This is a genomic window from bacterium SCSIO 12741 (genome assembly GCA_024398055.1).
Taxonomy (GTDB): domain Bacteria; phylum Bacteroidota; class Bacteroidia; order Flavobacteriales_G; family Salibacteraceae; genus SCSIO-12741.
The window spans coordinates 4,521,794-4,544,061 of record CP073749.1 but is presented as its reverse complement, the minus strand read 5'-3'; the positions used below and the strand labels follow the sequence as shown (position 1 = coordinate 4,544,061).

Sequence of the window (22,268 nt, the reverse complement as noted above, 5' to 3'; positions counted from 1 at the left end):
CGTCGAATTCTTTCACATTTTTCACTTACTGCATAAATACCGCATTTTATTTCAGGTTATTAGTTGATTCGTAACGCATTGCCTCGTTTTCTTTCTGAAGATGGGGTAGGCACCTTAAACTAATTAATCATGATGAAACCTTTAATTGCCTTAGTGTTGGCTCTAGGAGCTTTTACACTTGGAGCACAGGCCCAGGCCTGTAATCCTCCCAATCCATTAGTTATTAATAATACCCAGCCTTGCCCGGTTTTTGTGACCGTGGTGGAGTATGATGCTGTATGTAATACATCGTTGCAAACATTCAATATACCTGCCAATGGCATGGCTGTGGCTAATCCGATTGTAGGTGGAGCTTTCGAAGTGGCTTATGCTTCAGATGTACCACCTCCTTATCCCATCCCGCCATGTTCGGCAATAGCACATGCTCCCTGGGCCTGTTGCGCTCCTGGACCCAATATGGTCAACTGGAATTTGTGTAATACCTGCGGTACCTGGGCTACCATAAACTGGATGGGAGGACCGGGAGCTCCAATGATCGTGATTTAGAGCTCTTTTAGTTGCTTACTATTTAGAATGAGGGCTGAGTCCCGGAGCCTGTCGCAAGACGGGCTTTTTTGTGGCTTAACTGTCAACTTTTTCCATCACCACTTCCGGCAATTCTACGTCTTCATTACGGTACTTAATCTTCACGTAATGTACGCCGGATTTGGTGTATTGAATCATAGTAGGAAAATCGTGGTTCTTATTTTCAAAGCGAGCCTGATTCATGTTTTGATGAGTCAGGGTAAAATACACCCGTCGGTTTTCATTGTGTCCATATACCTTGGCCGAAAACTTGATTTCTCCTTTTGCACTCTGCAACCAAAGGTGCTCCTTGATGGTGGTATCCCCATGGAGAACCTGAAAATTGAACCCCTCATACAAGGTATCGTTCACGGGTTCCCAAATTTCGAAAGTGGTGGTGTCTTTGTTCTGAACCTCCCACACGCCCAAAATCCAGTTAAAACCGTTTAGACCAGGATTGTGTTCACAACCAGTAAATAAAGTGCCAGAAAGAGCCAACAAGAGTATGGCTAAGTATTGAAAGTGCTTCATGCGTCGTACAACCCAGGGAACTTACCTGGATCAGATTCATTCATCAGAGCATATACAGAATCAAAAATATCCTCAACAGAAGGTTTGGAGAAGTAATCTCCATCCGAACCATAAGCGGGGCGGTGAGCCTTAGCCGAAAGGGTAGCAGGCTGTGCATCCAGGTGGAAGTATCCTTGTTGCTCTTCCATCACCTTTTGCATCATATAGGCAGAAGCTCCTCCAGGAACGTCTTCATCTACAAACAAAATGCGATTCGTTTTAGACAAGGAGTCAGCAATCCTATGATCCAAGTCGAATGGGAGCAAGGTTTGCACATCAATAATTTCAACGCTAATACCTACTTCACGAAGTTGCTTGGCAGCTACTTCGGCCATTCTTACCATAGAGCCGTAAGTCACCAAGGTTACGTCCTCACCTTCAGCAATCACTTCAGGCATACCAAGTGGAACCTTGTATTCTCCCAAATTGGTGGGCTGCTTTTCCTTCAAACGGTAGCCATTCAATGATTCAATCACAATGGCAGGGTCTTCAGAATCCAAAAGCGTGTTGTAGAATCCAGCAGCTTGGGTCATATTACGAGGTACACAGACGTGCATTCCACGAACACTGTTAATCAGCATTCCCATAGGAGAACCGGAGTGCCAGATGCCTTCCAGTCGGTGACCACGAGTACGGATAATAACCGGAGCCTTTTGACCGCCTTTGGTTCGGTACTGAACCGTTGATAAGTCATCACTCATCAGTTGCAAGGCATAGTTGAGGTAATCGAGGTATTGAATTTCAGCAATCGGTCTTAAACCACGCATAGCCAAACCAATGGCTTGTCCAATAATGGTACACTCACGAATTCCGGTATCAAATACCCGTAATTCACCGTGCTTGTCCTGAAGGCCTTCTAATCCTTGGTTAACCCCGCCAATTTTTCCAGCGTCCTCCCCAAAAATCAATAGCTCTGGACGATTTGCCAATTGCTTGTCAAAGTTGTCGCGAATAATTTCCCGGCCGTCAACCATGTTGTCGTTGGCGTATTCCGCGTCAACAGGATCTACGGAAAGGGCAGAGGTAGCACCTTCATTATACAGGTAAGAATCGTAGCGATCGCTATTCAACTTATCCTGCTCGTTAAGCCAGGTAATCAACTGGGCACGAGCGGTTTGGTTCTCACCACGAGTGTAGCGAAGGGCTCTTTTTACAGCTTCGTAAATAACCTTTCTTTCAGGTTCACTTTCCTGAGTAAGGTTATTGGCCAAAGGCTCAATAAATACTTTATTAGGACTGGCAGCAGCCATCTGCTGAATCAATTCAATGGCCTCTTGGCGTTCGCCCTCAAAAGACTTGGTAAAAGATTCCCAAGCCGCTTTCTTTCCGTCTCTAACGGTCTTTTTGGCTTGCTTGTGAATTTCATCTAACTCTTCCTCAGTGGCGGCGCCCATCTCCACAATCCAATTGCGGAATTGACGGATGCAGTCGTATTCAGTTTCCCAGGCCAAGCGATCTTTTGACTTGTAACGCTCGTGAGAACCGGAAGTAGAGTGACCTTGTGGCTGTGTCACCTCTTCAACATGGATGAGAACGGGAACATGCTCTTCACGAGCAACTCTAACGGCCTCGTCATAGGTAAGGCAAAGATTAGGGTAATCCCATCCTTTTACCCGGAATATTTCAAATCCAGGGCCGTCTCCTTCACGGGCAAATCCCTTGAGAGCCTCGGAAATACTTTCTTTAATCGTTTGGTATTTTTTGGGAACGGAAATTCCATGTCCGTCGTCCCAAACACTCATGACCAAAGGCACTTTCAATACACCTGCAGCGTTGAGCGTTTCCCAAAACATACCTTCAGATGTACTGGAATCTCCAATGGTTCCAAAAGCTACTTCTTGTCCTTTATTCGAGAAATCGGTTTTGTGGTGTAGGCCTTCATTCTCCCGGTAAAATTTACTGGCATAAGACAAACCCAAGAGACGGGGCATCTGACTGGCAGTAGGGGATACATCGGCAGAAGAGTTTGGCGAGGCAAGCTGGTTTTTCCAGTTTCCGTTTTCGTCGATAAACCGAGTGGCGTAGTGTCCATTCATTTGCCTTCCTGCAGAGGCCGGTTCAGCATCCACATCCGGGTGGGCATAAAGCTGAGCAAAAAAGCCTTGAACAGTCAGGAGTCCGGCCGACATCATCATGGTTTGGTCGCGGTAGTAACCACTTCTCCAGTCACCTGGATTCCATTGTTTGGCCAGGGCCAGTTGAGCCAGTTCTTTTCCGTCGCCGAAGATGCCAAATTTGGCTTTTCCGGTCAACACTTCGCGACGACCCAATAGGCTCGTTTCACGACTTTCAACGGCAATTCTGAAATCTCTAAGAATCTCTTCTTTGGCTTCCGCTGGAACCCCTTCTTGCACGGCTGTCTCTTCTTTTCCTGTTACCATCAATGAGCGATTTTAGAATCCCCGGTCGGGTGGAATTAGACAGGGGTTTTTCGGGCTACAAAAGTATAAAAAAAGCGCCAATGTTCAGGGGGATAAACATTGACGCTCGACCTAAATCCCAGGTAGTTGTGAATCAACTGTTTCGCTTCTAACTTCGTATGAAAGTAAAGGGATCAGGGAAGCGGACAAGGGTCCAGCTTTTTATCTCGTCGTCTCCACCATCTTCTACAGAAGGGCTCGGCTCAGGTGAGGCTCCTTTGGAGGATGGGTTCAAACGATCTAATTTTTTATCTATTTCTCGATTAATGCGTTCTCTTTCCCGATTCAAATCTTGAATCCGTCGACTCATTTCGCGATCGAGTTTTTGCATATTACGATCAAACTCACGCTCAATGCGCTGCATTTCCAGGTTTAACTGGTCCACCTTGGCAGCATTATTTTCAGTAGAAATCTGAATCTTCAAATCTTCAATGGCGTATTTCAAATCGTCTTCAATTTCTTGACGATCAAAGGCATACTCATCGGTAATCTCATCGATCTCCATGTTGATGTCTTCGAGTTCGCGCTCCAGCTCCTCCAAAACCCGGGCCACTCTTTTTTCTACTTTGCGCACACGGCTCAGAGATTCAGGGCATTTTGGGCAAACCAATCCTTCATCGGTCATGGTCCAATAATGGTTCACCATATCGCGATCATAAATTCTCAGTTTGTTATCAATGTCGTAGATAATCCAGCCAATGTTTTTGTGCAAGAAGATGGTTTTGCCAACGGGGAGGTAAATGGATATTTGAACCCGTTGAAAACGAAAGTGATCTTCGCGGTAAATTTTGGTAATCGGACTAAACTCCATACGGTTGCTGTCTATCGAAAAGTCAAACTCAACATTGTCGGCAATGGCTTGAGCTTCTTTAGAACTCGAACCCCTTGCTTTTTTGGTCACCTTCACTCGGATGGAATCATCTCTTGAGGGGTGAACATTAAATTGTACGTTGCCCAGGTAAAAAGCTTCTTCGTCGTAGTCAAGCAAGAAGGGAGTGTCGTCTTTTTGGTTAGCGATCATATCGTCCGAAGCTCTATCCTCCATGGATTGAACAAATAGGGTATCAGACATCGGTAGGGGAAGCGTAATTTCTTCCACCACTTCGTTGTGTTGGTTGACCTCACGGCCATATTGCGCAGCCGACCAGAATAGGAGGGCTATACCTACGCCCCACAAAGCCATGGCCGTTATGGAATAGGCGCGGTGCAAGGGTGCAGGATTAAAGAGTAAGCGAATTCCAGCATAGATCAAAGAGATAAGAGGAATGCACAAAACGAGGGTAGCTCCAATTTCAAAAAGATACAAGGAACTGGAGCTGACCATAAAAAAATCACCCAGATCAGAAGGAGGAAAGGATACCACACCTTCTTCGGTAAAAGCGAAAATACCGCTGGTTGAAATCGTGGTTATTCCCAATAAGGCGCCTAAAACACTAACCAGGAAAAGGGAACAAATCACGATGAGAAAAATTCCCAAAGCCTTGCCCACAAACCGTAAAACAAATCGCAAAAGATTAATCAGGAAATTCAAGAGGGATTTTATCAAATCCAGGACCTTACCCCCAAAGTTGCCAGACTTACTTCCAAGGTCCTGTATTTTTTTTCTGAAATCTTCAGCGTCGTTTTCAACCGCTTTTCGAATGTTATCAATGTTTACTGGCTTACCCTTCATCTGCAATTTTTCAGCTGTAGTAACCGCCGCAGGGGTGATGATCCATAAAATGATATAGGCCAATACACCGGTACCAGCAAAGAAGAATACACCTACAAAAAGCAATCGGAAAATAACTGGGTCTACTCCGAAGTAGTAACCCAATCCGGAACATACTCCGCCCAGTACCCGGTTTTCGGTATCTCTAAAGAAGCGCTTAGGTCCGGTACTGAACTCTTGTTCGGTTCGGGTGGATGTTCTGCGGTACTGAGAAGAGGAAGTTTGTTGTTGCTCTTCGCGCATTTCATCGTCTATGTAATCTTCAGGTTGCCCCATAACAGATATGACATGGGCTACCTCTTTGTCAGAAATGACCTCCTTGCGGTCGGTGACTTGTTCCTGGAACATTTCTGCGATTCGGGCTTCAATATCGGCCATGATGTCGTCGCCGCCTTCCTGGTTTCGGAAATAACCCTGAATGGTGTCCAGGTATTTCTTCAACTCGAAGTAGGCATCTTCGTCAATGTTGAATATGAGCCCGCTGATGTTTATAGAAACCGTTTTCTTCATCGTTTTGGGTATAACTGTCTACTTTGTTGTTTTTTTATTTCTGATTTGATCTACCGCTTTTTGAAGGTCCATCCAGGTACCATCCAGTTCGGACGAAAACTTCTTGCCGTCTTCCGTTAACTGATAGTACTTTCGGGGTGGTCCTGAGGTGGATTCTTCCCATCGGTAGGTGAGTAGTCCGGCGTTTTTCAACCGGTTGAGTAGGGGATATAGGGTGCCTTCCACCACAATCAGGCGGGCCTCTTTCAACTCTCGGATAATGTCGGAGGGATAAGCCTCGTTCTTATCTAATATCGAAAGAATGCAGAGCTCCAATATGCCCTTTCTCATCTGTGCTTTGGTATTCTCAATGTTCATTGCCAACTATTTGTCGTCAGTTACTTGTAAATCTCCGTAAATCGAAAATACCCCCTGTATACTGTCCGAACCGAAGCTGATAAAATGCACCTCCGATACGTTATTTCCATCACGCTTTACCATTAATAATAAATCGTCTTCAGGTTCACCGTTTTCATCTTCTCCTTCGTTTTCAATCCAAACTTCTTCGTAGCCGGATTTTTTAAAGGAGCGAATGATCTTTTTGATGCTTCCATCTTCCACGCGATTATCCGATAAAAGCATCATTCGGATTTGACTTAAATCACCTTGCACATACTTCATTTGCTCCTTCCATTCTACGTCCAGATCAACAGCATCTAACATGGTTTTCGAAAAACTCATAGCCAATACGCCATCCTGTCCGTTGTATTGATCGTAAATAGCATCAGACTTACTTTTCCCACCAGCAGCGAGATTCAGACTTAATGCTAAGAGCAAAAACAGTACAATCGATTTCATAATTTATCAATTTGGTGAAACAAAGATATGTACAAAAGACAGTACTATGCAATGCAAAGTACCTTTTTTTGTTATGAACGGCCAAAATGGAGGATGAACTGTTTTTTTTGAGATGCGAGTTTTAAGATGCGAGATGCGAGAATCGGGAGTTGATATTCTTATCCCGATGACCAACTGGATGCGAGAGCTTGTTTAATGGCTAATAGATGAATGATCTATGGGGAGCTTAAAATTTCTTTGGGTTGGAGTAGGGGGGATTGGCTTTTGGGGTGTCTACCTTTTAAATGCATGAACACATAAACATGAACACTCGAATTAAATATGGCGCTCCCAACTGGGCCTTAGGCTTACTTGGAGCTTTGATTTTGTTTTCCTTTTCTGGAAATGCCCAAGTGGTCGATTCCTCAAATACGCAATCTGCGGGCAGTGATTTTGCGATGGAGACCTTTGTGGCTAAGAAGAAAAAGAAGGACAAAAAGTTTATCCACAGCCACGGTGGTTTTGGCGCAACTACGGTCAATTTTGCTTTGCTCAATGGTCAGCCTGCTTTGTTTGCCGGTGCCCGAGGTGGCTGGTTGATCAACCATAATTTTTCCATCGGTATGGGCGGATATGCACTGGCCAACCGGGTGGATTTTGCCGGCGTACGAGAAGATGAAGCTGTATCCTTGAAGATGGGGTACGGGGGATTGGTTTTCGAGCGTATTCTTTTTCCTGAATCTAAGGTTCACCTTTCTTTTCCCCTACTCATTGGTGGAGGTTGGGCAGGTTATGTTCCTGAGGATGAATTCGCATTTTGGAAAGACAACGACGTTGAAGATTGGGATGAATTTGAAGAGGACTACCTCTATTCAAGCTCTGGCTTCCTAATCATCGAGCCTGGAGTAGAAGTGGAGTTCAATGTTTTCAAAGCTTGTCGTTTGGCACTTAATGCAAAGTATTCCATTCTCGGTGGGCTTGAGTTAGAAAATACAGCTTCCCATACTTTAGACGGTCTTCAAGGTGGAATGACCCTCAAGTTTGGAAGTTTCTAAGTGCGTATCAAAAATCTCGATCCACAGCCTGGTTCAATGATCCGACCCAAAGGAAGGATGGTTGAACCGGAGCTGTTTATAAAAGATCTTATCGGCCTCCTGCACATCCAGGTTGGATAGTGAAATGCCGAGTAAACGAACCGCCAGCAACAATTTATCCTGATTCAATAGACCAGTGATGATTGGAAAGATCTCCGATTTGCGCTGTACATAATGATCTAAAGACCTGCTTCTGGTTTGCTGACTAAAGTCGCTGTACTTAATTTTAAGGGTAATCGTTCTTCCCTTAATCTTGTTTTTAACCAGCCTACGCTCAACTTCTTCTGCAATTATTTCCAATTTGGCCAGCATTTCCTCCGAGGTTCGCAAATTTTCAGAATAGGTATGCTCTGCGCCCACCGATTTTCTTACTCTGTCTGGCGTAACCTCACTGTGTTGAATGCCACGAACAATGTTGTAGAAGTGAGGTCCCATTTTCCCAAAGTTTCGAGTCAAAGCTTCTAAGGATTGCTTCTTGAGGTCTTTTCCTTTAAAGATACCCAGTCGGTTCATTTTTTCAGCCGTCACCTTTCCTACGCCAAAAAAGCGGTGAACTTCGAGATCTTCCAGAAAGGGGATAACGTCCTCTGGCAGGATCGTTTTTTGGCCATTGGGTTTATTGACTTCAGTGGCAATCTTGGCGGTGAACTTATTGATCGATATTCCCGCTGAGGCGGTTAATCCAACCCGTTCAGCGATCTTTTCACGAATTTCCCGGGCGATTTTTGAAGCAGAGGAAATACCCATTTTATTTTCGGTTACATCCAAAAATGCCTCGTCCAGGGAGAGCGGTTCCACCAAATCGGTGTATTCAAAAAAGATGTCTCGAATTTGAAGCGACAGCTCTTTGTAGCGATCAAACCGGGGATGGATGAAGATGAGATCGGGGCACTTCTTTTTGGCCAGGGAACTGGGCATTGCGGAACGTACTCCAAATGTACGGGCCTCGTAGCTGGCAGCTGCTACTACGCCACGTTCACTATTTCCTCCTACGGCAATGGGTTTGCCTTTTAGCTCTGGATTATCCATTTGTTCTACAGAAGCGTAAAACGCATCCATATCCACATGGATAATTTTTCGAATGGGTAGGGAAGAGACGCTCAACTTTAAACCTTAAATCAAATTCCTCCTTGTAGGATTAAGTACAACAAGTAGGATTAGAAATTCAAAAATACGGAGCGTGCGGCTAACTTAGTGCTCAGGATTTAAGACAAGCTTGTTTTTGGTGAATACCCCCAATGGAAGCCCCTTGAGTTCTTCACCCAGAAATGGGCTGTTTTCAGCCAGAGAGCGGTTATTCTTCTCCGTATAGGTCCAGGACTTATCCGGATCAAAAAGCGTGATGTTGGCTTCCTGTCCTTCCTGGATGGCAACTGGATTTTGATTGTAAACCTTTCTTGGGCCAATGCTCAGGACTTGGATAAGTTCATCCAGCGATAGCTCTTCCAAATAAGTTCTGCATAAGGAGAAGGTAGTCTGCAATCCGATCATTCCGTATTTCGCAGATTCAAATTCGCAGGCTTTGTTCTCTATGTTTTGTGGACGGTGGTGTGAGCTAATGGCATCTACTTGTCCTTTTTGAATGCCCTTTACCAATGCCTTTCTGTCCTTTTCCGAGCGAATAGGGGGCATGACTTTATAGTTGGAGTCAAACTTTAAGAGGACATCCTCATTCAAGACCAAATTGGCAACAGGAACATCACAGGTTACTTGAAGTCCGCGTTTGCGGGCTTTTTGAATCCTATCTAAACTTCCCGCTGAAGATATTCCCGTAAAGTGAAGTTTTCCCTCGGTATATTCAGTGATTGATAGATCACGCTCTACTACTATTTCTTCGGCCAAATGAGGTATTCCTTTAAGTCCGGCCAGGGTAGAGGCACCACCTTCATGAACATTTCCCTTGCCCTGAATATTAGGATCCATGGGAAAGGAAAAGACAAGTCCATCAAAATTTCGGGCATATTCCTGAGCCAGTTGCTGAAACTTGGCATTTTTAACCGGGTGAAGATCATCGGAAAAAGCAATGGCTCCGGCCTGAGTCATATCGTACATCTCGGCCAGGTCTTCACCGCCCAATCCCTTAGACAGGGTGCCGATAGGATGAAGATTAATGGAGGTGTTTTGACCGCGTTGAACCAGGTTGCTTACGGCTACAGCAGTGTCGCTGGCCGGGTCGTTATTAGGAAGAACAGCTACATGCGTATATCCTCCTGCTACCGCCGCATTTACACCGGTTGCAAGGGTTTCCCGTTCTTCTAACCCAGGTTCACCCATATGAGCACTCATATCGAACCAGCCCGGGGAAACGTGAAGATTGGATGCTGAATATTCCTTGATTTTTCCATCCGGATTTTCCAGTTTCTGGCCAATCTGTTCAATCGTTCCGTTTTTTATCAGAATATCCCGAACTTTTCCATTAAGATCACTTTGTGGGTCAACGATTCGGGCTTTTCGGATCAATAGGTTCATTCCTTCCAAAATTTGATCAAAAATACCTCAAAAAGAATCATAGCCAAGGCCAGCAGAAGCATAGTTTTCCAGTACTTTTTACCAAATCGAATTTCTTGAAGTGCTACGCCGAGTTTGTCAAAACTACTGTCGTGGATAAACACTTGATTGCTAGGAAGGTCAGTAAATCGGGCTTCGAGTTCATCCTTACTTTCTTGTCTTGGATCGCTTTCGGTTCGGGGATAATTGGCTGAAAGAACGGCTTCGGTCTTCCCGTTGTTGATTAATTCAAAGTGCCCGTCGGTTTTTATTTGATCGTAAAACCATACTTCGGTCTCATTGCCATGGGAGCGAATTTCAGGAATGAATTCACTGTCCTCACTGCGAATAACCGGCGGAGCATCGTTTTGAAAAGTCTTTTCAGTTAAGTAGAAGGGTTGATTTCCCAAGGTAAAAAACAACTGGCCAACCTGTGGAGTATAAATGGCAAAACGATACAGGGAAAGCACGAACATAGCGTGGCGACCCAAATTTCCAAAAGATTCATCCGGAGCAGCAGCCCAAAGGTATACCTGGCCGCTGCCAAGATTGGTGCGAACCAAAAAGTCTTGTCCATTGGCCAATCCCATCAAACGTGTTCTACTCGCATCGCCAGAAGAAAGCAAAGGGTAGTGTTGCAAAACAACCGGCAAATCAGGTCTGCCTGCCTGATCAAGAAATACGTCCGCAAACAATGGATCATCCATCGCTACGGAATTTACCCGAACTGTATGGGTGTCGAGCTCACCGAGTGATCCGGCGTTGAGTTCTTGAAGCAGTTGTTGGTAGGAGTTGCGATTAATCTCTTTTCCAGGAAATAGAACCAAATGCCCACCTTGATCCACGTAGTTTCTTAAATCGGATCGCAATCCGCTGGATACTTCCCTAACGCCATTGAGTACAATCAAATCACTCGAGGCAAATCGAGCGGTGTTCAAGGATTTAACCGAGGTTTGGGAAAGAATGAAGTTGCTGTCCCTGCCAAATAGGGAGTGAAAGGCTGGAGAGCTGTCCTGTTCGTTGATCACCAGTACTTGGTTATTGGCTTCTACTTCGTAAGAAAAGTACAACCTGTTGTCAAAAGCCACAGGATAATCATCCACTTCAATCAATCCCTTAAACAGTCCGGACTGATTTACGGTGAAATTGAATTCTCCATTTACTGTTGCACCACCACTTACCGAAACTTTTACCACTCCTTTAGGTTGCCCATTGAGCGAGAGTCTTACGGTGTAATCATTCAATTCCTGATCCGAATAATTGGTAAGTGTGAAGAACAATTTTTCAGTAACACCCGCCTGACGAACTGGTGATTCAAACCAACAGGTATCCAAGGAAATATTGGATTGCTCCTGAGCTGCTAAGGGAATTAAGTGAACCGGGTAGCTGCTATCTGGTAGATTCCAGGAATCGCCCATTTGACTTTTCTGAAAATCGGTGATCAGAAAGACCTCTTTATTATCGGCATTCGACTCTTCCAGGGCATTGATTTGGCGACCAATAATTTCTCCAATTGGACGTGAAGCCCCTGAGGGAGTAATCTCAGCAATCATGGCTTCCGCGGATTCTCGGTTTAACAACCGACCAGAACCAGGAGCATAGTCATTAGTAATGATTTGAAAGCGATCTGATGCCGAATAAGACTTCAGCACCTCGTAAGCATATTGACGGGCGGTTTCTAACAAGTCCCCTTGTTCGCCCTGGTTGTTCATGCTAAAGGAATTGTCCACATAAATACTGATGGCCCGTTTTCCGCCTGAGTCTTCTTGATCGCTTAAAGGCACATAGGGCTGAGCAAAAGCCAATACCAGAAAGGCAACGGCCAATATTCTGCTGGCCAAAATGAGCAAATGCTTGAGTCTCGAGCGGGATTTGGTTTCTTCCTGAACTTCTCTCAAAAAACGAATATGACTGAAGTAAACCCGCTTGAATTTCCGGAAATTAAAGAGGTGGATCAGGATAGGTATGGCTATCGCCAACAAGGCGAATAAAAATCCGGGGTAGACAAAGTTCATCGGTTGCCAAAAATATCAAATAACTCGAATGGATGGAAGGTTCAAAAGGAGAGGCAAGTCTTAATTCGTGTTAACCCTTGTGGGAGAGGCGGAAAACAAGAAAGGAGAAGCGAGAGGCGAGAAACGAGATTGAAGATTCGAGATTGAAGCCCCAAAACCTACCTTGTTTCTTGGAAAGGGATATTTTCGTGGTCAGGTGAATGCCAAGAATTACATACCTATCCTTGAGTGGCTGCCAAACTACAAGCGTGAAGATCTATTTCATGATTTGATGGCCGGGCTTACCATGGGAGTCATGCTGATACCTCAAGGTATGGCTTATGCTATGTTAGCAGGATTGCCTCCGGTTTACGGACTTTATGCCGCTACGGTTCCTTTGGTAATTTACGCTGTTTTCGGTACTTCCAGGCAATTGGGAGTTGGTCCCGTCGCCATGGATTCTCTTATGGTAATGGCCGGTGTGAGCGTCTTGGCACAAGCTGGAACGGATGACTTTATTGAGTTGGCACTGCTGCTGGCCTTTTTGGAAGGTGGATTGCTTTTGGTTTTTGGTTTGCTCAGATTGGGCTTTCTGGTCAATTTTTTGTCCCGTCCGGTAATTAGTGGATTTACTTCCGCCGCAGCATTGATTATCGCCTTTTCTCAACTCAAACATTTGTTTGGCATTAAGCTGTCTTCTTCGGGGATCATATTTCAAACCCTGGTAGAGGTCATACAAAAGGCCGAGTCTTGGTCGTACCCCACATTGGCTCTTGGAGTAGGAGGGATGGCACTCATTCTCGCCATCAAGAAATGGGCGAAAAAGGTTCCTGGATCTTTGGTGGTGGTCATTTTAGGTACTTTAATTACCGCCTTGTTTGGGCTGGATGCGGCTGGTGTAATTGTCGTTCGTGACATTCCGGGGGACTTCCACAATTCACCCTACCTACTTTTTCGGTTGAAAGGATCACGGATTTGCTGCCTTTGGCATTTACCATATCGTTGGTAGCCTACGCCGAATCGATTTCGGTTTCCAAGGCCATAGAAGCCAAGCGAGGTGTTCAACATGTGAACCCCAATCAAGAATTGGTCGCCTTGGGATTGTCCAACTTGATGGGTTCTCTATTTCAATCTTTTTCCGTTACCGGGGGATTTTCCAGATCGGCTGTCAATGAACAGGCCGGAGCTCGAACGCCCATCGCTCTATTAATATCAGCGACGCTTATTGGTTGCACCTTGTTGTTTCTAACGCCCTTGTTTTATTACCTCCCAACAGCTTTGCTGGCATCTATAATCATGGTTGCCGTTTTAGGTCTATTTGATTGGAAGGAGCCGATTCGACTTTGGAAAACTGAGAAGAAGGATTTGATGATGTTGCTGGCTACCTTTTTAGCCACTCTTTTTCTGGGAATTGCAGAAGGCATAGGGGTAGGAGTATTGCTGAGCCTTATCATGCTTATTTATCGATCGGTTAAACCCCACATGGCTCGGTTGGGACAAATTGAAGGCACGGAGTATTTTAGAAACCTCAACCGTTTTGAAGAAGCCAAGGAGCCAGAAGGACTATTGATTGTACGATTCGATTACCAACTCTACTTTGCCAACTTCGCTCATTTTAGAGATCGTATTCAAGATTGGTCTTCGGGTAAGCCTCATTTGGAGGTCATCGTTGTGGACTCCACACCCATCAACGACATGGACTCCACGGCTATTTACCAGCTGAAAGGACTCATCACAGCCTACCGGGAAAAAGGAGTAGAATTCTACTTCTCAGGAATCAAAGGACCGGTTCGCGATAAATTGCATCGATGCGGATTTATGGATACGGTGGGCCACGACCACTTCTTCATGAACATTCGCGATGCCGTTCGATTTTACAAGGAAAATCCAGATGGTCTTCATCGCTACGCCCTGCAAACAGACGAAGACTAATCCCTTGGAATGACTTCGCAAAAAATGAACTTGGCAATCCAATGCTTTTGGAACATTTCGTACTTTAGAAACCTAAATCAGCAAAAATTTTAGCATGCTTCAGGAAGTCAAAGAAAGATACAAGACGGACGAGTGGGATTATGAGGATTTTTTAGCCTTTACCCTGATGTTTGCCGCATACAGTGATTTGGAAGTTCATCGGGAAGAACTGCGCCTGATGAAGACCATGGTAGGGGAAGGCCATTTTGAGATTGTAGAAGAAATATTAGGTAAGCTCAACGACTACGATCGTATTCAATTATTGACTTCCTTCAAAGACAAGTTTTTTCCAACGGATGATCAGCGGGATAAGATGTTGGAAGATATGAAGCGCATTTTCCTGGCCGATGGTCAGTTGAATCAAATCGAGCAGATTTATTCCATTTACCTGAAAAGGATTTTATAATCCCCAAAGTATTCTTCCGATTTGGCACTCCATAAACGACAGGCTAAATCTCCTTATTTCATAGTAGCCAGTAGACTATTTACGGTCTTTGTGTTTGCACTCGTTGCGATCGGTATTGCTCCCATTCACGCACAACAACTGCATGTCGGATTTTTTAATGACAGCCAAAACGGAGGGATCGGCGCTAATAAAGATGATTATCGCTCTTTTGGTTTCGATGCTCAATTTCAACAGAAAGACAAACTTTCGTTTGGAGCTTTTTATTCAGGGTTGACCCATTTGAGTTGGGGGATACCACCCAAAGCGGTCGCCTAGATGAGTTGTTAGTTAAAGGTTCCTATCGCGTAGCTGACTTCTCGGGCTTTCGGGTATATCCCAGTATAGGATTTGCACTTACAGGTGATTTGGGCGGTGAGTCCATTCAGAACAATGTTCATGAGTCGGTAGACGAACCCTTATTGGATTTGCCATACGACTATTCCTCCCAGTTTGGCGTTTTGCTGGGCGCCCGATTCGCTTACCGGAAAGAATGGAATTCAGACGGAAACTTGCCCTATTACTGGGAAAGCGATTTGGACTACTACCTGGTTTCTGATTATGCCTCCCATCTTTTGGTTGAAACTGGTTTTTATCTGGGAAGGCCATGGAATGATAGAATTGGAATTCGACTCGCCTACCAAAACCAAGATATGATGGGAAGTCCAACGGCCAGCGCTGTGGGAGATCAGGAAACGGGAATAAGGCTCGGTTTTAGTCAAGACATTTCCTTCTTCATGTATTCCTGGGATGTTTATTTCCCATCCACTTTTTCTACGGGGCGAATTGGTATTAATCTGCTCAAACTAAACGCACCAGGTGACTTTAAATCGGAAGATTTATCGGTGGAATTCAACATGCTTTTCGATCGGGGTGGATACCTAAACAAATACAAACGTCAAGTGGCTCATTTATGGAGTTTGCCGCTGCATGTAAGTATTAATCACGCCTTTGGAGCCTATAGTCAAGCGCAAATTCCAGTTTATCCGAACGTAAGGGGACAGTACATTCAACTGGGCGTAGGAGGAGAGTTGTCCTGGCAGGAAGTTCGGCCAGAGTTTCAAATTAACCCCTACCTGGGTTTGGGAGCAGGAGTTCGCGATGAAATGACCTATTCGGGTGATGATGCAACCGTACAGAATACACATTCCATTGCCCCGGTGGTTTATGGGGAATTTGGACTGCGTATAGGTGGCCCTCTTCCTTTTCTACCCAAAAACACCATCGTTGCATTTCAATTGGGAAACAAATTGAGTGTTCCTCTTTACTCCGACGTACAGAGCCTCCAGGGACAGAAAGTAGAGTTTCTTACTCCTGTGAACAATCCTTACATTGGATTCAATTTTAGTGTTGATATCTAACCACTTACCTTGGTAACACTCCCTTTGCTCATTCACCCAACCAGCTTAATGAAATGACTTAGCCCTCATCAAAATGTTGGATACATTTGTGATTCATCATGGCTACATTATTCTTTCGCTGGTTAATTGTTGGATTTCTCATAGTCCTAACCACCTATGTTAAAGGGCAAAATGTTTTGATTTCTGACTCCAATTCTCCGGCGGAGCCCTGTATCATGATAGATCCTAAGCGTCCTCATGTGTTGATGGCGGCTACCGTGCTCAATAACTACTACCGTAGTTCAGATACCGGATATACCTGGACGGAACATGCTCTTACCTCATCCTTTGGTGTGTGGGGAGATCCAGTGCTCGTGGTCGATACGGCTGGACGATTTTACTTCAGCCATTTGTCCAATCCACCTCAAGGACATTGGATTGATCGTATCGTCATTCAGCGCTCAGATGATGATGGAGCTAATTGGACCGATGGCACCTTTCCTGATACCAGTGGGAAAACCCAGCATGATAAACAATGGATGGCAGTGGATCGTAGCAATAATCATCTCTACATGACCTGGACCCGGTTTGATGAATATGGAAGCAATTCCCCATCGGACAGTTCGGTGATTTTGTTTTCCAAGTCCACCGATTTGGGAGCCAGTTGGACCAAGCCGTTGCGGATCAATAAGGTCGCTGGAGATTGCATCGATGATGATAACACCGTAGAAGGTGCTGTTCCCGCCGTAGGACCAAATGGAGAAGTTTATGTGGCCTGGGCCGGTCCAGCTGGATTGGTGTTTGATAAATCGCTGGATGGAGGTGATACCTGGCTGGACGATGAAATTGCAATTGATCCCATGCCGGGCGGGTGGAATCTTACCATTCCCGGATTGAACCGAAGTAATGGGCTTCCGGTCACTGCTTGTGACGTCAGTTCCGGACCACATCGAGGAACCATTTACGTTAACTGGGCCGATCAACGAAATGGTCCTGATGACACCGATATCTGGCTTTCCCGATCGGTTAATGGAGGTCAAACCTGGAGTCCTCCCATACAAGTGAACAATAGCCAGGTTAAGACCCATCAATTTTTAACCTGGATGGCTGTGGATCAGACCAATGGTGAATTGTGGTTTGTCTACTACAGCCGTGAAAGCGAATGGGATAATGTGACCGATGTGGTGCTAGCTCATTCAAGCGATGGGGGAAATACCTTTGAACATGAGGTTATCAGCGAATCCTCATTTATTCCTTCTCCGGGTGTGTTTTTTGGAGATTACACCAACATTGTGGCACATGACGGCATCGTTCGTCCAATATGGTCGCGTATGGATAATGGTCGCCTGAGTGTGTGGACCGATGTGACTCCAAGGAGGACTAATTTGTCCATTGCCCAGAATCAATCAGCTGTGCCTTTGGAATCGATTCAGAGTTATCCAAACCCTGTGGTAGATGTTTCTTATGTATCCTTCAAGCTTCGGGGAGAATCCGTCGTGAGCCTTGAAATTTTTGATGTCTTGGGAAAGAGTAAAGGAAAGTTGCTCAATCAGGAAAATCTGGGATACGGTAAGCACATATACTCGCTGGAGCGGAGTGCATGGAACATGGAGCCCGGAATCTACTTTTACCGGCTTACCGTGAATGGAAGAAGTTCGACAAGAAAAATGATCGTTTCGGAAAGATGACGATTTCGATTTGCTGGAAAAGTTGCATCTTTTAGGATGAAATGTATTTTATGAACCTATGAAACCATTTGTATACCTTATGCTTATGCTGACGGTAACCCTAGTTGGATGCGACAGTAATAAGGTGTATGAAGAGCATCAGGAGCTTTCGGATAACGTTGAGTGGAAAAGGGAAGATTCACGTACGTTTAAAGTGAAAATCGAAGATACTTCGGTTCCCTACAACCTTTCAATCTCATTTCGATATGCCAATGGATTTGCTTACCGTACGCTAAAATTAAAGTCAATTGAAACGGGACCTTCAGGAACCACAACCGAGGCGGAGTATGACCTGCTTCTGGTGGATGAAAAAGGAGACTATATCGGAGAACCAGGCTACGATATTTGGGACAGTGACCACCTGGTAGTTCGCAATCGCCGATTCGATGAACCGGGTATTTACACTTTTACGCTGGAGCACGCAGCAGAAGAAGAGGTTGTTAATCTGGCTATGGAAGTGGGGATGATTGTCAAAAAGGTACCTGCTCAACCTTAAACTAAGGCTGGTTCCGTCTTTTTGCTTTGGGGGGGATTTTCTCCAATCCAAATAAAAGCCAGGATCAATAGAGCATTTCCTAAGCCAAGCATTCCGTTTTCCGTAATCCAGACGGAGGTTTCTCCCCATAAATCACCCCAATTCATGCCGTAGAGAATTAATCCTACGATAATCAACATTCGCTGAGGAACAGACAGGGATAAACGACGCATGCGTACCAATCCAGTGTATACCAATGGTGCACCCAAAAGGAAATGCTCGGTATCCGTAATTACCAAATTAGGTATCAGTGCAACCAAAACCATCCATTCCATCACTAGGTTGGATGAACTGGAATCAATACGCCCCTTTTCAGATTTGAGGTGTTTTAATACCCAAAAAAGGATGAGCAAGGCTACCAGGGCAAGAATCACCATTTGAGACGGAAAAGCAGGCCAAAATGCACCTACTGTTACATCTAACCAATGGTAGAGCGTATTGCCAGAAAGCTCTACCGAGCCGTTATGAATAGCGATGGTTTGAACCCATTGCTGCAGCAATTCCGTGTTTTTTGAAAAACCGAGATACAGAATGGGGATCAGGGTTCCTATACCAAATACACTTACAGAAATACCCAAAGGTCTCCACATTTTGCGTAGGAACAGCAAGGGAAGAAGAACCAGAAAATGAAGCTTAAACAGAAGTACGATTCCCAATACAATACCGGCTCTTGTTTGTTTTCCTTTGAGCAAATCAGAAAGCACCCAAAGCACGCCCCCCAATACCATAAGGTTTACGTTACCCAGGTGTAATTCGCGTTCCAGATGAACTCCTACAATTAAGAGAAAGACCACCCAGCAAAGGGCACAGGGATTCAATCCAAAATACCGATTACACAATTTCGAAGCAAATACGGGAACACTGATAACCGCGAATGAAACAAGTACAAAAAACAGGGTAGCCGCCACTTCATATGGCAAATAGGTAAAGGGAATGAAAGGGAGTAAGCAAACAGGGGCGTACTTAAAGAATCCAGAACCCAAGGTGTGAATGACTCCATAAACAGGCTCATCGTTTTGTAAAGCCTGCGCGGCAGCGAAATAGACTTTGAAATCGTTCAGCCAGAATCGATCGTTTACCCAAAGGGAAATAAAAAACAAAATGCAGAACAAGGAGGATAGTATCACATAGACTAACCATGGCTTATTCTGTAATGTTTCGCTCAGCTTATTGCTCATGCAGGTAGTTTTTCTTTAAGGGCTTCACCCGTGTAGGATCCTTTGCATTGAATGAGATCTTCAGGAGTTCCAGCAAATACCAGGGTGCCTCCTTCGTCGCCACCTTCAGGGCCCAAATCAACGACCCAATCGGCAGTTTTGATCACCTCTTGATTATGCTCAACGACCAAAACAGAATGGCCCAGATCAATAAGCGCCTCAAAGGCGATGAGTAATTTCCGAATATCGTGAAAGTGCAATCCGGTAGTAGGTTCGTCAAAGATGAATAGGGTGCGATCTTTAGCTCCAGTAACCCTTCCTTTAATCAGGAAGGAGGCCAATTTGATCCGCTGTGCTTCACCGCCACTTAAGGTATTTGATGGCTGCCCCAGGGTAACATAACCCAAACCAACATCTTGCAGAGGACGCAGTTTGTCCAGAATTTTCTTTTCTTGCTTGCCTTTGGTTTCCGAGAAGAAATCCAAAGCATCGTCGATGGTCATTTCCAATACATCGGAGATGGAACGATCCCTGTATTTGATTTCCTGTACCTCTTCGGTAAATCGTTTACCCTGACAGGCTTCACATTTGAGCTGAATGTCGGGCATAAACTGCATTTCTACCGTTATGGTTCCTTCGCCCTTACACGTTTCACAGCGTCCACCTTCAACGTTGAAGGAAAAATAAGCGGGCTTGTATCCACGAACCTTGGCCAATTCTTGTGCTGCAAATAGGGAACGGATATCATCGTAGGCCTTTACATAGGTTACCGGATTGGATCGGGAAGACTTACCAATCGGATTTTGATTGATGTATTCCACATTCCCTATTGCCTTGATATCACCCAATAGTTCATCATGCTTACCAGTCACATTGGCGAATCCACCATGAATCTTTTTTAAGGCCGGGAACAGGATTTGGTTCACCAAGGAACTTTTCCCAGAACCACTCACACCGGTGAGAACAGTCATTACACCCAAGGGGAATTCAACATCGATGCCTTTCAGGTTATTCTCACGGGCACCCGATACTTTAATGGATTTGTTCCAGGTTCTTCGTTTATCGGGGATGGGGATAACTTCTCTTCCAGTCAGGTATTTGGCCGTCAGGCTATCCTGTTCTTTTTCCAAAGCGCTGTGATCGCCCTGAAAAATTAAATTACCCCCCAAGGTTCCGGCAAGGGGACCTAAATCGATAATCTCATCAGCTGCACGCATAACTTCTTCCTCGTGCTCAACCACCACAACGGTATTGCCCAAATCACAAAGGGAGCGAAGTACTCGAATCAATCGACTGGTGTCGTGAGGGTGAAGTCCAATACTGGGTTCATCCAATATATAAGTGGAACCCACCAAGCTGCTACTCAGAGAGGTTGCCAAATTGATACGCTGAGTTTCTCCTCCTGATAGGGAAGAGGAGAGGCGATTCAGGGTTAGGTAACCCAAACCAACATCATTGAGGTATTGAAGACGGTTTCTGATTTCCAGAAGAATTCTTCTGGCAACGGTTTGTTCGTATTCATTCAGTTCCAGTTGGTCAAAGAAGCCAGGTAAATCCTTGATTTGAGTTAAAACCAAATCGGTAATTGACTTTCCCTGGATCTTCACAAAATTGGCATCCTTGCGCAATCGGGTGCCCTGACAATCGGGGCAGGTTGTTTTTCCGCGATAGCGGGACAGCATAACCCGGTATTGGATTTTATAGGCGTTTTCTTCCAGCATTTTAAAAAAGGCATTCAATCCCTTAAAATGCTTGTTGCCGGTCCAAAGGAGCTCTACTTCATCCTTACTTAATTCGTTAACCGGCTTGTGAACGGGAAAATCAAAGTGATGGGCAGCTGTGACCAATTTCTTTTTCCAAAGCCCCATTTTCTCACCCTTCCAGGCTACAATGGCTCCCTCGTATACCGACAAAGACTTATCGGGAATCACCAAATCAGGATCGATACCAATAATGCTTCCTAATCCTTCGCAACGTTTACAAGCGCCAACAGGATTGTTGAAAGAAAAGAAATGGTCGCTTGGCACTTCAAAGCTCATTCCGTCCTTTTCGAAGCGATAATTAAATCGGTGGGTTACGGGGCCAGATTCACCGAATACGGTAACCAGGCATTCCTTATTGCCCTCGTAATAGGCTATTTCAACGGAGTCTGAAATTCGACTACTATTTTCTTCATCGTCCTTGCGAATGATAAAACGGTCGATAAGTAGAGTAATGTCTTCCAGTTTGTGTTCTGCGGCATTAACATCTTCAATGGCCACGATAGCCCCATCAATCATTACCCGAGTAAAACCTTGCTGAAGGAGCATTTTCAGTTTTCCTTCCAGGTTTTCCTTTTCCCGCAGATGAATGGGAGAGGTGAGCATTACTTTACTGCCTTCAGCCTGACTTTGGATAAACTGATGAACATCCTCAATACTATCACGGGTAACTTCTTCTCCTGAAATAGGGGAGTAGGTTCTACCTATGCGTGCAAAGAGTAATTTGAAGTAGTCATACAATTCTGTAGAGGTGCCTACGGTAGATCTCGAACTGCGAGTAGCCACTTTTTGTTCAATAGCTATCGCCGGAGATATTCCTTTGATGTACTCCACTGCCGGCTTGTCAATCTTGCCCAAAAACTGCCGGGCATAGGATGAAAGACTTTCTACATAGCGACGTTGCCCTTCCGCATACAGGGTATCGAATGCCAGGGATGACTTGCCGCTACCACTGAGTCCGGTAATGACTACCAACTTGTTACGGGGAATAGCTACATCAATATTTTTAAGGTTGTGCTCGCGGGCACCTTTGATGAGAATATGATCTTGTGAACTGAGGGTTTCGAATGCTTCCAATGCCGCCAAAGAATTAAGATCACAAATGTAACTTCCCCAAATAAAATTTGCAGGTATTCATAAAATTTTTCATATTTGTGTATCCGGTGTTCA

17 protein-coding genes and 1 pseudogene are annotated in these 22,268 nt (G+C 44.9%); 8 read left to right on the top strand and 10 right to left on the bottom strand.

The window, feature by feature from the left end:
* Positions 1–129: 129 nt before the first annotated feature.
* Positions 130–546 carry a hypothetical protein gene (locus KFE98_19380; GenBank protein ID UTW62144.1) on the top strand — a complete coding sequence of 139 codons (417 nt, stop codon included), beginning with the start codon at positions 130–132 and terminating at the stop codon, positions 544–546.
* A gap of 75 nt (positions 547–621) precedes the next feature.
* Here KFE98_19380 and KFE98_19375 read toward each other — a convergent pair whose 3' ends face one another.
* The 5 genes from KFE98_19375 to KFE98_19355 all read right to left on the bottom strand — a co-directional run bounded on the left by KFE98_19375 (position 622) and on the right by KFE98_19355 (position 6,612).
* A complete protein-coding gene (locus tag KFE98_19375; protein ID UTW62143.1) occupies positions 622–1,095 on the bottom strand; it encodes a hypothetical protein in 474 nt (157 codons plus the stop codon).
* Positions 1,092–3,515 (bottom strand): transketolase, encoded by a 2,424-nt coding sequence (locus tag KFE98_19370; GenBank protein UTW62142.1) that lies wholly within the window; start codon positions 3,513–3,515, stop codon positions 1,092–1,094. The genes KFE98_19375 and KFE98_19370 overlap by 4 nt, the downstream gene beginning before the upstream one ends.
* Before the next feature lie 148 nt (positions 3,516–3,663).
* Positions 3,664–5,775, bottom strand: coding sequence for a PspC domain-containing protein (locus KFE98_19365; protein UTW62141.1), 2,112 nt, complete (start codon positions 5,773–5,775; stop codon positions 3,664–3,666).
* Positions 5,776–5,793: 18 nt separating this feature from the next.
* Positions 5,794–6,132, bottom strand: a complete 339-nt coding sequence (locus KFE98_19360; protein ID UTW62140.1) for a PadR family transcriptional regulator — start codon at positions 6,130–6,132, stop codon at positions 5,794–5,796.
* Between the two features lie 6 nt (positions 6,133–6,138).
* The gene (locus KFE98_19355; protein UTW62139.1) at positions 6,139–6,612 is read right to left on the bottom strand and encodes a DUF4252 domain-containing protein; all 474 of its coding nucleotides are present in this window, start codon (positions 6,610–6,612) and stop codon (positions 6,139–6,141) included.
* Between the two features lie 302 nt (positions 6,613–6,914).
* Between KFE98_19355 and KFE98_19350 the strand changes: the two genes are divergently transcribed.
* Positions 6,915–7,646 carry a hypothetical protein gene (locus KFE98_19350; GenBank protein ID UTW62138.1) on the top strand — a complete coding sequence of 244 codons (732 nt, stop codon included), beginning with the start codon at positions 6,915–6,917 and terminating at the stop codon, positions 7,644–7,646.
* Between the two features lie 33 nt (positions 7,647–7,679).
* Here the strand turns inward: KFE98_19350 and dinB are convergent, their stop codons facing one another.
* The 3 genes from dinB to KFE98_19335 all read right to left on the bottom strand — a co-directional run bounded on the left by dinB (position 7,680) and on the right by KFE98_19335 (position 12,187).
* Positions 7,680–8,744 carry a DNA polymerase IV gene (dinB, locus tag KFE98_19345; GenBank protein ID UTW64749.1) on the bottom strand — a complete coding sequence of 355 codons (1,065 nt, stop codon included), beginning with the start codon at positions 8,742–8,744 and terminating at the stop codon, positions 7,680–7,682.
* A 132-nt stretch (positions 8,745–8,876) separates the two neighbouring features.
* A complete protein-coding gene (locus KFE98_19340; protein ID UTW62137.1) occupies positions 8,877–10,154 on the bottom strand; it encodes a dihydroorotase in 1,278 nt (425 codons plus the stop codon).
* Positions 10,151–12,187, bottom strand: a complete 2,037-nt coding sequence (locus KFE98_19335) for a BatA and WFA domain-containing protein (protein UTW62136.1) — start codon at positions 12,185–12,187, stop codon at positions 10,151–10,153. Before KFE98_19335 ends, KFE98_19340 begins: the two co-directional genes overlap by 4 nt.
* 271 nt (positions 12,188–12,458) lie before the next feature.
* On the opposite strand from KFE98_19335, the pseudogene sulP reads away from it, so the two are divergent.
* The 6 genes and pseudogenes from sulP to KFE98_19305 all read left to right on the top strand — a co-directional run bounded on the left by sulP (position 12,459) and on the right by KFE98_19305 (position 18,142).
* A pseudogene (gene sulP, locus KFE98_19330) lies at positions 12,459–14,098 on the top strand (sulfate permease).
* Positions 14,099–14,192: 94 nt separating this feature from the next.
* Positions 14,193–14,543 (top strand): TerB family tellurite resistance protein, encoded by a 351-nt coding sequence (locus KFE98_19325; GenBank protein UTW62135.1) that lies wholly within the window; start codon positions 14,193–14,195, stop codon positions 14,541–14,543.
* Between the two features lie 90 nt (positions 14,544–14,633).
* Positions 14,634–14,858 (top strand): hypothetical protein, encoded by a 225-nt coding sequence (locus tag KFE98_19320; protein UTW62134.1) that lies wholly within the window; start codon positions 14,634–14,636, stop codon positions 14,856–14,858.
* Positions 14,828–15,940 (top strand): hypothetical protein, encoded by a 1,113-nt coding sequence (locus KFE98_19315; GenBank protein ID UTW62133.1) that lies wholly within the window; start codon positions 14,828–14,830, stop codon positions 15,938–15,940. The genes KFE98_19320 and KFE98_19315 overlap by 31 nt, the downstream gene beginning before the upstream one ends.
* Positions 15,941–16,038: 98 nt before the next feature.
* Entirely contained in the window at positions 16,039–17,607 is a 1,569-nt protein-coding gene (locus tag KFE98_19310) for a T9SS type A sorting domain-containing protein (GenBank protein ID UTW62132.1), read from the top strand.
* Positions 17,608–17,665: 58 nt separating this feature from the next.
* Positions 17,666–18,142: a hypothetical protein gene (locus tag KFE98_19305; protein ID UTW62131.1), complete on the top strand. Its 477-nt coding sequence runs from the start codon at positions 17,666–17,668 to the stop codon at positions 18,140–18,142.
* Here the strand turns inward: KFE98_19305 and KFE98_19300 are convergent.
* Both KFE98_19300 and uvrA read right to left on the bottom strand, forming a co-directional pair.
* Positions 18,139–19,359, bottom strand: coding sequence for a DUF2029 domain-containing protein (locus KFE98_19300; GenBank protein ID UTW62130.1), 1,221 nt, complete (start codon positions 19,357–19,359; stop codon positions 18,139–18,141). The two genes, KFE98_19305 and KFE98_19300, sit on opposite strands and share 4 nt — an antisense overlap.
* Positions 19,356–22,175 (bottom strand): excinuclease ABC subunit UvrA, encoded by a 2,820-nt coding sequence (gene uvrA, locus KFE98_19295; protein ID UTW62129.1) that lies wholly within the window; start codon positions 22,173–22,175, stop codon positions 19,356–19,358. The genes KFE98_19300 and uvrA overlap by 4 nt, the downstream gene beginning before the upstream one ends.
* Positions 22,176–22,268: the final 93 nt, after the last annotated feature.

What these genes read in the sequence shown, in the direction of transcription:
- KFE98_19350 (UTW62138.1), top strand. Translation starts at nt 6,915, where the DNA reads ATGAACACTCGAATTAAATATGGCGCTCCCAACTGGGCCTTAGGCTTA.
- KFE98_19310 (UTW62132.1), top strand. Translation starts at nt 16,039, where the DNA reads ATGGCTACATTATTCTTTCGCTGGTTAATTGTTGGATTTCTCATAGTC.
- KFE98_19375 (UTW62143.1), bottom strand. Translation starts at nt 1,095, where the DNA reads ATGAAGCACTTTCAATACTTAGCCATACTCTTGTTGGCTCTTTCTGGC.
- KFE98_19355 (UTW62139.1), bottom strand. Translation starts at nt 6,612, where the DNA reads ATGAAATCGATTGTACTGTTTTTGCTCTTAGCATTAAGTCTGAATCTC.
- KFE98_19325 (UTW62135.1), top strand. Translation starts at nt 14,193, where the DNA reads ATGCTTCAGGAAGTCAAAGAAAGATACAAGACGGACGAGTGGGATTAT.
- dinB (UTW64749.1), bottom strand. Translation starts at nt 8,744, where the DNA reads ATGGATGCGTTTTACGCTTCTGTAGAACAAATGGATAATCCAGAGCTA.
- KFE98_19340 (UTW62137.1), bottom strand. Translation starts at nt 10,154, where the DNA reads ATGAACCTATTGATCCGAAAAGCCCGAATCGTTGACCCACAAAGTGAT.
- KFE98_19370 (UTW62142.1), bottom strand. Translation starts at nt 3,515, where the DNA reads ATGGTAACAGGAAAAGAAGAGACAGCCGTGCAAGAAGGGGTTCCAGCG.
- KFE98_19305 (UTW62131.1), top strand. Translation starts at nt 17,666, where the DNA reads ATGAAACCATTTGTATACCTTATGCTTATGCTGACGGTAACCCTAGTT.
- KFE98_19300 (UTW62130.1), bottom strand. Translation starts at nt 19,359, where the DNA reads ATGAGCAATAAGCTGAGCGAAACATTACAGAATAAGCCATGGTTAGTC.
- KFE98_19380 (UTW62144.1), top strand. Translation starts at nt 130, where the DNA reads ATGATGAAACCTTTAATTGCCTTAGTGTTGGCTCTAGGAGCTTTTACA.
- KFE98_19335 (UTW62136.1), bottom strand. Translation starts at nt 12,187, where the DNA reads ATGAACTTTGTCTACCCCGGATTTTTATTCGCCTTGTTGGCGATAGCC.
- KFE98_19365 (UTW62141.1), bottom strand. Translation starts at nt 5,775, where the DNA reads ATGAAGAAAACGGTTTCTATAAACATCAGCGGGCTCATATTCAACATT.
- KFE98_19360 (UTW62140.1), bottom strand. Translation starts at nt 6,132, where the DNA reads ATGAACATTGAGAATACCAAAGCACAGATGAGAAAGGGCATATTGGAG.